This is a genomic window from Spirulina subsalsa PCC 9445 (assembly GCF_000314005.1).
GTDB classification, from domain to species: domain Bacteria; phylum Cyanobacteriota; class Cyanobacteriia; order Cyanobacteriales; family Spirulinaceae; genus Spirulina_A; species Spirulina_A subsalsa.
Window position 1 is genome coordinate 621,638 of the sequence record NZ_JH980292.1, and the last position, 12,342, is coordinate 633,979.

Genomic DNA, 12,342 nt, shown 5'->3' on the forward strand with positions numbered 1-12,342 from the left:
CGAGATTTGGGGAATCGGGAGTCGGGAGTCGAGGTATCAAGAATTATTACCTATTCCCTATTCCCCCGTTCCCCGTTCCCTAGCCCCACGAGTAGAGTTATTCAGCAAGCCCTACCTATTGCACAACGAAATCCGACAAACATTTGACGCACCCAAGGATGATACCAGTTGCGGAAACTTGACCGTAACCCCCAAGGACGAGTAATCCAACTCCCTCCCCGCATGACCCGATGTTGTTGGTCAAAATAGACCTCGGAATACCCCCGATAGGGATAAAATTCAAACCCCGGATAGCCCGCAAACCAACTGTCGGTCCACTCCCACACATTGCCTAACATATCCCAACAGCCCAAGGGACTGCGACCGTCAGGATATGCGTAGACGGGGGTAGTGTCTCGGAGATGGGTGTCAAAATTGCAGCGCTGGGGGTGGGGGGAATCTGTTCCCCAAGGATAGGGGGCGGGGTGGGACTGGGAGGGGTGCCAGGTGGCGGCTTTTTCCCATTCGGCCTCGCTGGGGAGGCGTTTCCCGACGAAACGGGCGTAGGCCTCGGCTTCATACCAACTGACACCACAAACGGGATAATCGTCCCAGTCTGCCCCCTCTCGCCAATAGTAGGGCTTGGTGACGGGGTTTTGTTGCAGCCACTGCCACCCGGCATCGGACCAGTATTTTGGCTCGTGGTAGCCTCCGGCCGTGATGAATTGACGGTATTGTTGGCAGGTGACGGGGTGGCTGTCGATTTGGTAGGTGTCGAGATAAACCCTGTGGGGGGGGCGTTCGTTATCTTGGGCGAGGAGGTTATCCTGTCCCATCTGAAATTCTCCCGAGGGGATGGTGATGAGGGTGGGGGAAAAGGTGTCGGAGGTTTGGGTTTTTGTCGGGGGCCTTTGGGGGGATTTCCCCCAGCGCAACATGGCCAGGACAATGGCGATGGTTTCGTTGTGTTGGCTTTCGTGTTGCAGTAACCACCACCAGAGGCGTTCTTGTTGCTCTAGGGGGGCGGTTTCTAGGTAGTTGAGGACGGATTGACGGATGGTGTCGAGGTAGTCCTGAAGGATGGGAAGGGGGGGTAGGGCTTGGCGTTGGCTTTTGGGTAAACCATCGGCAGCCCAGAATTGCCGGGAGACGGGGGCGGGGAGTTGGATTCCGGCACAATGTTCTAGAATCCACAGCCCCTCGGTGAAGGCGATATGCCCTAAGTGCCAACCGACGGGACTAAAATCCGGGTGGCTTTGTTGGCACAATTCTGAGGGGGTAATGTCGGAGACTAGGGTTAGGGTTTTTTGCCGACAGTCGAGGAGGGCTTGTCGTAGGGTTTCCTGTTTAGAGTCCGTCGCATTTAATCTCAAGATCCTCTCCCACACTGAGTAAACTTTGGGCTGGACACGCTTTCCAGTCTGCCTCAAAAAGGGGTTCGGAGGCAAGAATTACACTACCTGGAAAGTTTAGGTCGTCCCGTAACCAGTACAAGGTTGAGATGATTTCAAAGTTGGAGTAACGACAAGCGACGAGGCGTTTTCCGGTACTCATTACGGCGGTAACGGCGAGTTTTACGCCTTGGGGTGTGGCGAGTTCGATCAGTTTTGCGATCGCCTTTCGGAAAGCCTCCTCTAAGGATAACTCGGGCTGATCCCGCCAAATACTCAAAATTAGGGCAAAAATATGCTCAGAGTCTGTCACCCCTTGGATTAAACATTCCACATCCTCCCGCAATAATTGCCGCAAAGGACGGCGCAAGGTGTGGCGAAATCGCTCAATAAAGCCATTATGGACAAACATTAAGCGCCCCCAGGTGAACGGCTGACAGTTGCCCAAATCTACGGCTAATCCCGGCGTGGCACTGCGCACATAGGCTAAGGTACAAGGAGACTCCACATAACGGGCTAAATGGGGCAAATTGACATCATTCCAGATGGGCAAGGTGTTTTTATAGGTGTAGGGGTTTTCGTCCCGTTGTTCATGATACCAGCCCACCCCAAAACCATCGGCATTCAATAGGGCGACCTGCATTTCCCGGGGTTGATAACTTTGGACAATCAGGGAATGTTCCGGTTTACAGAGAATCTGATCCAGTTGAATGGGGGCTCCAAGATAGGCTAAAACTCGGCACATAGTAATAGGTTAAAGAGGATAGAGAACAACATGACCCTGATTGTACACATAACTTCTCCCGCGCAATGGTTACAAGCACGGCAAAATGGAGAATATTGTTGCGCTTCTCTCTTGACAGATGGGTTCATTCATGCTTCTAAGCCGGAGCAGGCGATCGCCGTGGCAAACCGTTTTTATTCTGGACAATCGGATCTCGTTTTATTATGGATTAATCCGGCACGAGTTCGGGCAGAAATTCGCTGGGAAACGGTTCTAGATCATGGCACGTTTCCTCACATTTATGGCAGACTAAATTTAGATGCGGTAGTGGGAGTCACTCCTTTTGTGACCAATGCTCAGGGCGTTTTTGAAGTTCTCCCCCCATTGCCCTAAGAAACTATTTAATGGGTTGGGTTTCCCTGTCGCTTTACCCCATAAAACCATAGAATCTCACCGTACAATTCAGAAAAAAATTGTTAGACCTTAAACCTTTAATTGTTATTTGTGGAGCCACAGCAACGGGAAAATCGGGGCTGGCGTTGGAGATTGCCCAACGCTTGGCAACGGGAATTATTAGTGCAGATTCTCGTCAGGTGTACCGAGAATTAGATATCGGCACGGCGAAACCAACGGTAGAAGAACAAGCGGCCGTTCCCCATTTTTTGCTGGATATTTGTGACCCTAGAGAGACTTTAACCCTCGCTGACTATCAAGACCAAGCTCAACAGGTTATTAAACAGGTTTCTCTGCCCTTATTAGTGGGGGGGACAGGATTATATATTAAGTCGATTACCAAGGGCTTAAAAATCCCCCGTGTTGCGCCTAATGAGGAGTTACGAGAGAGTTTAAAGGCTTTGGGGCAAGCCCAATGTTACCAATTTTTGCAACAGGTGGATCCTGTGGCGGCCGGGAAGATTCACCGGAATGATCAGGTGCGGACATTGCGATCGCTGGAAGTCTTCTACATCACAGGCCAACCCATTTCCCAACAACAGGGCGAATCCCCTCCCCCCTACCCCATCTTACAGTTAGGTCTAGATGGCCCAAAAGACCACCTCCAGCAGCGCATTGAACGACGCACCCGCCAAATGATTGCACAGGGTTTAGTGGAAGAAGTGGCCGCACTGGGGGCGAAATATGGCTGGGATTTGCCCTTGTTAAGCACCTTAGGTTATAGCGAGATGGGTCAGTATGTACAGGGGGAAATTTCCTTAGCCGAAGCCCAAGCCCTAACGGTACTTCATACCCGACAGTTTGCCAAACGACAAAGGACTTGGTTTCGCGCTGATCCTGATATTCTGTGGTTTGATGTGACCCAAGCTAACTTAGGCGAACACATTTGGGACACCATTCAAACCTTCCTCAAGACCAGTGGAGTGCAGAACTTCGTTAAGATACATTAAGAACAGATCAGCACAATCTCATAAAGCAGGACTCAGCAGGTTAGATCAATGGCAGACCAATTAATCCGCGCTACCGCAGCAGATGGCGGCATTCGGGCCGTCGGTGTCATCTCCACTCGTCTGACAGAAGACGCTCGACAACGGCATAATTTATCCTATGTGGCCACCGCCGCCCTCGGACGGGCGATGACGGCTGGGTTATTGCTCGTTTCCAGCATGAAACGGGACGGTTCACGGGTCAATATTCGCATCAAAGGCAACGGCCCCCTCGGGGGTTTATTAGTAGACGCTGGACTAGATGGCACCGTGCGCGGTTATGTAGACCATCCTCATGTGGAACTCCCCCCCAACGACAAGGGAAAGCTAGATGTTGGCGGTGCTGTAGGGCGGGATGGGTATTTGTATGTCGTGCGAGATGTGGGGTTTGGCTATCCCTACTCCAGCACTGTCCAATTAGTCTCCGGGGAAGTAGGGGATGATATTGCCCAATATTTAGTCAACTCCGAACAAACCCCCTCGGCCCTGTTGGTGGGGGTATTTGTCGGGCAAGACGGGGTAACGGCGGCCGGGGGGATTTTGTTGCAAGTCATGCCCAAAGCGGCACGGGATGAGGCGTTAGTGAGTACCCTAGAATCCCGCGTGGCGCAATTGTCCGGTTTTACTCCTTTATTGCGTTCCGGGAAAACCCTACCGGATATTTTTGAGCAGTTATTAGGGGACATGGGACTGCAAATCTTGCCGGAGGTGCAGATGGTGCGGTTTGATTGTCAGTGTTCCTTTGACCGAGTTTTAGGGGCGTTGAAAATGTTAGGGGCCGATGAGTTACAGGACATGATTGAGAAGGACAACGGGGCCGAGGCCACTTGTCATTTTTGCGGTGAGGTCTATCAGGCCAGTAGTGCGGAGTTAGCCGCGCTGATTCAGGAGTTACAGGCTGTTAGTAGTAATCAGTAAATGAACAGGGAAAAGGGAACGGGGAACGGGGAACGGAGAATCGGGTGGGTTTGGCGCTGCTTTTTGTTGGGACTGTTTCTCTTCCCCCTCTGGCCGACTGTGGGGGCGATTGGTTTGGGGATTCCCCTACTGATGACTTGGGGGCCCCAGGGGCGGACTTTGGTGAAAATGCCCCTGAATCGGGCATTAGGAGGACTAACGATTCTCTGGTTACTCAGTACCGCTTGGGCGGAATTTCCCCTAGAATCCCTGCTGGGTCTAGGGAATTTTCTCCCCCAATTCTTGTTTTTTAGTGCGATCGCCTTTTTCGTCCGTACCCCCGCCCAACTCACCCAGATGGCCTGGGCGTTCACCCTCCCCGCCCTTGCCGTTGTTCTCCTCGGATTCGTCCAAATGGGCTTAGACGGGGGAACTCCCCCCTGGTGGGAAAACCTCACCGGATGGCATCTCATCCCCGGCGGCCATCCCGTCGGGCGCATGGCCTCCTTGTTCATGTATGCCAACATTCTCGCCTGTTATTTACTCCTTGTGTTCAACCTGACCTTAGGCTTGTGGGTGCAACAGTGGGAGCGCTGGCGGCAAAATCGCACCGCCTCCAGTACCTACTCCCTCCTAGGTTTGAGCCTGATTCTGGTGGGAATTGCGATCGCCTTCCTCCTCACCAAATCCCGCAGCGCTTGGATTTTCGCCCTCTTGAGCTTTGTCGCCTTCGCCCTTTACTACAGCTGGCGATTCCTCCTCCTCACCCTCACCAGTCTTAGCACCGTCATCCTCTGGGCATCCTTCCTCCCCCAGTGGGGTGGGGAAACCCTACGGCAGATTGTCCCCTTCTACCTTTGGGGTCGCCTCTCCGGAGCCATGTATCCCAACGTAGCCGACGCTCACACCCGCCTCAACCAGTGGGAATTTGCCCTCAACATGGTACAACAACGCCCCCTCCTCGGCTGGGGATTGCGCAGCTTTGACCCCCTCTATCACAACGCCACCCAACACTGGTTAGGTCATCCCCATAACCTCTGGCTGATGTTACTCGCCGAAACAGGCATTCCCGCCACCCTGCTCTTTTGCGCCATTGTTGGCTGGATTCTCGCCCAAACCCTACGCCAACTCCTCCACCCCCCCTCCCAAACCCTCCTCTTTGCCTATTTCATGGCCTTTATTAGCTGTATGGGGTTTAATACCTTTGACGTTTCCATCTTTGATTTTCGCGTCAATGTAATGGGATGGATTATTTTAGGTGTGCTTGGCGGAATCGTCCAGAGTCAAAGGCAACCCCCCCCACAAAACCTAGAAAATTCGGTAAAATCACCTAAAAAACATGAAAATCGGGATTCCTAAAGAAATCAAAGACCAAGAGTTTCGCGTCGGTTTAACCCCCAGTAGTGTGCGCGTCCTCACCTCCCATAATCATCAGGTATTCATCGAAACCCAAGCCGGACTAGGAGCAGGTTTCACCGACCAAGAATATCAACAAGTCGGAGCGACCATTGTTCCCACCGCCCAAGACGCTTGGCATCAGGACATGGTAATTAAAGTCAAAGAACCCCTCCCCGCCGAATACCCCCTCTTAAAACCCCAACAAATCCTCTTTACCTACCTCCACCTCGCCGCCGATCGTTCCCTCACCGAAGCCCTCCTCCAATCCGGTATAACAGGCATCGCCTACGAAACCGTCGCCCTCCCCGACGGCAGACTCCCCCTCCTTGCCCCCATGAGCATCATTGCAGGGCGTTTATCCGTTCAATTTGGCTCTCGTTACCTCGAAAAACAACAGGGAGGCCGAGGAGTCTTATTAGGGGGAATTCCCGGAGTCCGTCGCGGAAAAGTCGTCATCTTAGGCGGGGGCGTTGTCGGTACCGAAGCCGCTAAAATGGCCATTGGCATGGGAGCAGAAGTCCAGATTTTCGACATTAATGTAGACCGTTTGAACTACTTAGAAAGCCTCTTTGGTTCACGAGTCGAATTAATCTACAGTAGTCCTGTGCAGATTGAGGCCGCCATCCCCGACGCCGATTTACTCATTGGAGCCGTGTTAGTTCCCGGCAAACGCGCCCCCATCCTCGTTTCCCGTGAATTAGTCGCCCAAATGCACCCCGGCGCCGTAATTATTGATGTGGCAGTCGATCAAGGGGGGTGTATCGAAACCCTCAACGTAACATCCCACAGTAATCCTAGTTATGTAGAGGAAGGCGTCGTTCACGTGGGGATTCCCAATATGCCCGGTGCCGTACCTTGGACAGCGACCCAAGCCTTGAATAATAGCACCTTACCCTACGCCGTGAAGTTAGCCAATGAGGGGATCAAAGCCCTAGAAAGCGATTCTGTGTTAGCTGGGGGGTTAAATATTCAAGATCACCGTTTAGTTCATCCGGCCGTGCAAGAAGTGTTTCCCGACTTGAGTTAAGAAATTCAGAATGGCTACAACTCCCCCCATGACCGACCAACAACGTGCCGATTATGATTCCCCTTGGAAAGAAGCCATTTCCCTCTACTTTCCCGACTTTTTAGAATTCTTTTTTCCCCACGTTTATGAAGGCATTGACTGGAGTAAAAACTACGAATTTCTAGACAAAGAATTCCAGCAAATCGTCCGAGAAACTGAAACCGGGCGGAGAGATGCCGATAAACTGGTGAAAGTTCGGCTCAAAAATGGTCAGGAAATCTGGATTCTGATTCATATTGAAGTGCAGAGTCAAGTCCAGATTTCCTTTCCCGAACGGATTTACATTTACAACAGCCGAATTTACGACGTACATCGCTGTCCGGTGTTAAGTTTAGCCGTTTTAGCCGATGAGCAAGAAAGCTGGCGACCAGATAACTACAGCTACGGGTTTTTAGGGGGTAGACTTACCTTAGAGTTCCCCATAGTCAAGCTCCTAGACTATAGCAGAGAAACCCTAGAAGCCAGTTCTAATCCCTTTGCCGTGATAGTGCTAGCGCACCGAGAAACCCAAGCCAGTGCGAAAGACCCCAATCGTCGGTATCGGGAGAAATTAAGAATAGCCAAGAGTTTGTATCAACGGGGTTATGAGCGAGCAGATATACTAGAGTTATTCCGACTGATTGACTGGATGATGACCTTGCCGGAACAGTTTCAGTCGGGATTTCAAAGAGAAATGGTTCGTTTTGAGGAGGAAAGTAAAATGCCCTATATCACCAGTATTGAACGTTTCGCCCGTGAAGAGGGATTGCAACAGGGAATTGAACAGGGAATTGAACAGGGAATTGAACGGGGAATTGAACGGGGAATTGAACAAGGAGTTCTCCGAAAGAGTCGAGAAGCCATTCTAGAGGTGTTAGAAGTCCGTTTTAGCTCGGTTCCTGAAACCCTTGTAGAGTTACTCAATCAAATTGAGGAGAAAGCTGTCCTGTCCTCTCTCCTTCGACAATCCATTACAGTAGATTCTCTTGATACGTTCGAGGGAATGGTTAGGGAACAGTTTTCTGCCTGAACTGCTATCCCCAAAAACCTTGTACGTTTTCCAAGAAAAAACGGACGGGTTGAGCAGACCCAAAAGAAACCCGATTTCTGCTTGTTTTTCCCCTAATACAGGGCAATAAACAGAGAAACCGGGTTTCTTTCATGCCCTCGTTCTTTGCCTACATCTTGCCAGAAACGAGGTTTCTATATCTTTTAATCTGGGCGTGTTGGGTTTTGCTGTCGCTCCACCCAACCTACGGAGACTTCACACTCTAAAGTTGAGGAACAAACTGTTCCTTTTCCGGGACTTCCGTGTACTCGGCGACAATTTGGCGGAATTCCTCGCCGTCGATGGTTTCTTTTTCAATCAGTAAATCCACTAAACGATCCACCACCACGCGGTTATCCCGTACCAGGTGGCGCGCCATTTGATGGCCATGTTCTAAGATTAAACGCACTTGGTCATCAATTTTGGTGGCGATCGCCTGAGAATATTCCGCCCGATTCATTAAACCATTGCCCAAGAACACCTCACCCATTTGTTCCTCCAACGACAACGGCCCCAAATCACTCATCCCAAAACGAGTCACCATTTGCCGCGCCATCGAAGTCGCCTGTTGTAAATCACCCCCGGCCCCGGTAGTCACTTCCGCATCACCGAACACCTCCTCTTCCGCCGCACGGCCGCCCATTGCCCCAGCAATCCGCGCCATCAGTTGAGAACGAGTGATTAACCCCTGCTCCTCATTGGGCGTAAACCAAGTTAACCCTTGGGCTTGTCCCCGAGGAATTAGCGTCACTTTCTGCACCGGATCATGGTCTTTGACCAAAGTCCCCACAATAGCGTGACCCACCTCATGGTAAGCAATCAGCCGCTTGCTCTTACTATCCACTAAAGGAGTCCCTTCCATCCCCGCGACAACCCGATCCACCGCGTCATCAATTTCCAACAACGTGATCGCCTCTTTCCGTCGTCGGGCGGTTAAAATCGCCGCCTCATTGAGCAAGTTCGCCAAATCAGCCCCCGTGAACCCCGGAGTCCGGCGCGCAATAGTTTCAATGGAAATATCCGGATCTAACTTCTTATTGCGGGCATGAACTTCTAAAATCCGCAGACGGCCTTTCAAATCCGGTGCATCTACAATTACCTGACGGTCAAAACGGCCGGGACGTAACAGCGCCGCATCCAACACATCCGGGCGGTTAGTCGCCGCAATGATAATAATGCCCGTATTCCCCTCAAAACCGTCCATTTCCGTTAATAACTGGTTGAGGGTTTGTTCCCGTTCATCATTACCGCCCCCAATCCCAGCGCCCCGTTGACGGCCTACCGCGTCAATTTCATCAATGAAGATTAAACAGGGAGCATTTTCCTTGGCCTTCTTAAACAAATCGCGCACCCGAGAAGCCCCAACCCCAACAAACATCTCCACAAACTCCGACCCAGAGATGCTGAAAAAGGGAACTCCGGCCTCACCTGCGATCGCCTTCGCCAACAACGTTTTCCCCGTCCCCGGAGGCCCCACTAACAGCACCCCCTTCGGAATGCGCGCCCCCACCGCCGTAAAGCGTTCCGGTTGTTTGAGGAACGTCACCACCTCTTGTAACTCCTCCTTCGCCTCATCAATCCCGGCCACATCATCAAACAAAACCCCCGTTTTCGCTTCCATTTGGAAACGCGCCCGAGACTTACCAAAACTCATGGCTTGACCCGGACCACCAGGAATATTGCTCGAACGACGGAACAAGAAGAACAAAGACCCAATCAACAACAAAGGGAAAATTAAATTGCCCAAAAAGCCCCATAACGCCCCATCATTGCGCGTGGGATGAGACGCTAAAGCGACCCCCTCTTCCCGTAACTTCGCAATCAATTCCGGTGCGCTGGCAGGTAAATCCACCCGAAACTGTTGTAGACGACTATCTAATTGAGGATCAATCGCCTGCACAATTGCCGTGCGTCCCCCCTCATAGAGGTCTACACTGGTGACACGGTGCGCGTCGAGGTACTCCAACAGGCGACCATAGGACATCCGAGTATTCGCGGCATTATTCCCTAAGTCGTTGGTGTTAGAGGCAAACGTCCCTTGCCAGAGGAAAAACCCAATGACGAGGGCGGGTAAGGTCCAAAGTAAGATGACTCTCAAAGATGGTTTCATTGCTTAATGTCTCGCGTATAGGTTCTTTTAGGCGATGATTTCAAAAAGATTTTTTTAATCAATCCGCCCTTTTCGGGGTCGAGCCGAGCAGATAATGGTTTGACAAAAATGAGTCCTTTACTGAATACAGGTAACAATTGCCAAGCTCGCTTAACTAAATTTAACGTAATTCTCATCTTTCTCGCAAGGAGGGGGAGAATCTTAGAAGAATTTAATATAATTTTATATTCATGTGAGTAAATAGTGTTTTACTTAAAAGCACTATGGCTTGTTATCAATAAATAGAGTTTTGCGAACCCCTCACCTCCGGCAAAGTACAAACTAAACAAGAAAACCAGAATATAGGATTCTAACTGAATATTCCATCGTTGTTTAACAGGATTAATTAGCTTGCGCTCTAACAGATGCTCATAAACAGGAGGACAAAGCCAAAGAAACCAACAAAACCCGAAAAAAGCATCAAAGAACTGGGTTTTCACTAAAGCATCTACCCCTCCTAGAATCATCAATATTCCTAAAGTCCAAGCCAACCACAGGGGGCGATGGTGGATCATAAAACGATAGATTAAATTTAGTTCTTTAGGGAGCAAAATAGCAGCCAAAACCATCAAGGCAATGGTTAGAATGATTTCCATAATAAATCTCCTGTTTCCTAATCCTTGTTCGCTGTCCCCTTCAATACTAGCCTTTGCACATTGGAAACGGGTTCTGTATTTGGCGTATAAAAAAATACGTTTGCGCTGGCAAGGAACACCTAAAGCAACAAACGTATTTTAACTAAATCGGATTCAAGAAGAACTCAGAAAAATTGAGGGTCTGATTAGTAAACTTCAACGTGCCAGCGTTCTTCTTTCTTCAGTTGTTTACGGAACTCATCCCAATTCATATCGCGTTTCCCAGCTTCATCCGTAAAGGTTTGGGAAATGGGGGGTTCCATGCCTTTCAAACCGCACATATACAGGTGAGTATTAGGACGGCGTAACATTTCAAAGATTTCGTCAGCATACTCACTCACGCGGCTTTGAACGTACATTTTGCCACCTTCAGCGTTTTGTTGTTCGCGACTGATGGCATAGGTTAACCGGAAATTCTCGGGGAATTCTGCCGCTAACCGCTCTAATTCTTCTTGGTAAAGAATATTGGCAGAATAGGGAATACCGAAAATTAACCAGGCTAAACCTTTGAATTTATATTCTGGATTGTTTTCCTTGAACATCCGCCAGAGGAAGGCGCGGAACGGCGCGATTCCGGTTCCGGTGGCTAACATGATAATGGTGGCGTTTTCATCGTCAGGTAAGAGCATTTCTTTCCCGACTGGGCCGGTAATAGCCACATCTGCACCGACTTCTAGGTTACACAGGTGAGTGGAACAAACACCATAGACGGTTTCCCCGGTTTCAGGGTGTTGGTATTCCAGTTGACGCACACACAGGGACACGGTTTTGTCGTCTACATGGTCGCCGTGACGGGTGGAGGCGATGGAGTAGAGTCTCAATTTATGGGGTTTTCCTTTCTCATCAGCACCGGGGGGAATAATCCCGATACTTTGTCCTTCAAGATAGCGTAAGTCCCCGCCTGAAATATCAAAGGTCAAGTGGCGAACTGTTCCTACACCCCCTTCGCGGACTAACTCGGTGTTTTCTATGCACTTCCCGATATAGGGGTTTTTCGGCTTATAGATATTAACAGGGATTTGAACAGGTTTATGCTCGGTCTGAGTCATAGGTTTACTGGGTTCTGTCTGAGCAGGAACATAACCTGTAACCTCACCATTGGTGTTCAACGGCTTGATGCTGAGGATTTTTCCTCCTAACCGAGTAATTCGGCGCATTTCCTCGTTCATCCGACGGTAAGGCACAGTGATGAAGACACTGCCACTTTGACGAACGGGATAGTTTTGTTGGTCGGTTTGTTCGTTTTGACGCAGACCTGCAACTTCATAAACAAACATCCGGCTTGTGGCCTGAGAGTTCGCGGTGGAACCCGCACTAGCTCCGTACATTCCTTCTAAGTCTCCCAACTTACGATGAATAGGCGTGTAATCTGAGTTTGGGTTCAGGTTTCGCGCTAATTGTCCCCTCGAATCTGTCGGGGGGAGAAGTGCCACGGTTTGACCCTCATCACAAACACACTATTATTCAGACTAACATTGCAGGGCTATCCCATGAATGTTGGCGGGTCGCCTAAAATGTTTCCTCGTCGTGGCAGTGTCTCCCTAGAAGGTAGTCGGAGTTGATACACGATTTTGTAAAAGTCGCTTCATTTTTACTTTTTTTTAGCAAAAATGCACAAGCTACCGTAGCATAAGAAC

At 50.2% G+C, this 12,342-nt stretch carries 11 protein-coding genes; 6 read left to right on the top strand and 5 right to left on the bottom strand.

Going from position 1 to position 12,342, the window contains the following annotated elements; all coding sequences use genetic code 11:
• Positions 1–101 precede the first annotated feature (101 nt).
• Both SPI9445_RS0103235 and egtC read right to left on the bottom strand, forming a co-directional pair.
• Positions 102–1,352, bottom strand: coding sequence for an SUMF1/EgtB/PvdO family nonheme iron enzyme (locus SPI9445_RS0103235; RefSeq protein WP_017303284.1), 1,251 nt, complete (start codon positions 1,350–1,352; stop codon positions 102–104).
• Positions 1,327–2,115: an ergothioneine biosynthesis protein EgtC gene (gene egtC, locus SPI9445_RS0103240; RefSeq protein WP_017303285.1), complete on the bottom strand. Its 789-nt coding sequence runs from the start codon at positions 2,113–2,115 to the stop codon at positions 1,327–1,329. Before egtC ends, SPI9445_RS0103235 begins: the two co-directional genes overlap by 26 nt.
• 30 nt (positions 2,116–2,145) lie before the next feature.
• On the opposite strand from egtC, the gene SPI9445_RS0103245 reads away from it, so the two are divergent.
• The 6 genes from SPI9445_RS0103245 to SPI9445_RS0103270 all read left to right on the top strand — a co-directional run bounded on the left by SPI9445_RS0103245 (position 2,146) and on the right by SPI9445_RS0103270 (position 7,903).
• Positions 2,146–2,487 carry a DUF952 domain-containing protein gene (locus tag SPI9445_RS0103245; RefSeq protein WP_017303286.1) on the top strand — a complete coding sequence of 114 codons (342 nt, stop codon included), beginning with the start codon at positions 2,146–2,148 and terminating at the stop codon, positions 2,485–2,487.
• 80 nt (positions 2,488–2,567) lie between these two features.
• Positions 2,568–3,497, top strand: coding sequence for a tRNA (adenosine(37)-N6)-dimethylallyltransferase MiaA (gene miaA, locus SPI9445_RS0103250; protein WP_017303287.1), 930 nt, complete (start codon positions 2,568–2,570; stop codon positions 3,495–3,497).
• A 48-nt stretch (positions 3,498–3,545) separates the two neighbouring features.
• Positions 3,546–4,451, top strand: a complete 906-nt coding sequence (hslO, locus tag SPI9445_RS0103255) for an Hsp33 family molecular chaperone HslO (protein WP_017303288.1) — start codon at positions 3,546–3,548, stop codon at positions 4,449–4,451.
• Positions 4,452–5,789: an O-antigen ligase family protein gene (locus SPI9445_RS24180; protein ID WP_017303289.1), complete on the top strand. Its 1,338-nt coding sequence runs from the start codon at positions 4,452–4,454 to the stop codon at positions 5,787–5,789.
• Complete coding sequence (gene ald, locus SPI9445_RS0103265) at positions 5,770–6,855, top strand: alanine dehydrogenase (RefSeq protein WP_017303290.1); 1,086 nt, start codon at positions 5,770–5,772, stop codon at positions 6,853–6,855. The genes SPI9445_RS24180 and ald overlap by 20 nt, the downstream gene beginning before the upstream one ends.
• A gap of 10 nt (positions 6,856–6,865) precedes the next feature.
• Positions 6,866–7,903, top strand: a complete 1,038-nt coding sequence (locus tag SPI9445_RS0103270; protein WP_017303291.1) for an RpnC/YadD family protein — start codon at positions 6,866–6,868, stop codon at positions 7,901–7,903.
• Positions 7,904–8,144: 241 nt separating this feature from the next.
• On the opposite strand, the gene ftsH2 is transcribed toward SPI9445_RS0103270, so the two are convergent.
• From ftsH2 to petH, 3 genes are all read right to left on the bottom strand, one after another.
• On the bottom strand, positions 8,145–10,031 hold the full coding sequence (gene ftsH2 / locus SPI9445_RS0103275) for an ATP-dependent zinc metalloprotease FtsH2 (protein WP_017303292.1): 1,887 nt from the start codon (positions 10,029–10,031) through the stop codon (positions 8,145–8,147).
• 248 nt (positions 10,032–10,279) lie between these two features.
• Positions 10,280–10,666, bottom strand: coding sequence for a hypothetical protein (locus SPI9445_RS0103280; RefSeq protein ID WP_017303293.1), 387 nt, complete (start codon positions 10,664–10,666; stop codon positions 10,280–10,282).
• Positions 10,667–10,851: 185 nt separating this feature from the next.
• Complete coding sequence (gene petH / locus SPI9445_RS0103285) at positions 10,852–12,033, bottom strand: ferredoxin--NADP reductase (protein ID WP_017303294.1); 1,182 nt, start codon at positions 12,031–12,033, stop codon at positions 10,852–10,854.
• Between the last annotated feature and the right edge of the window lie 309 nt (positions 12,034–12,342).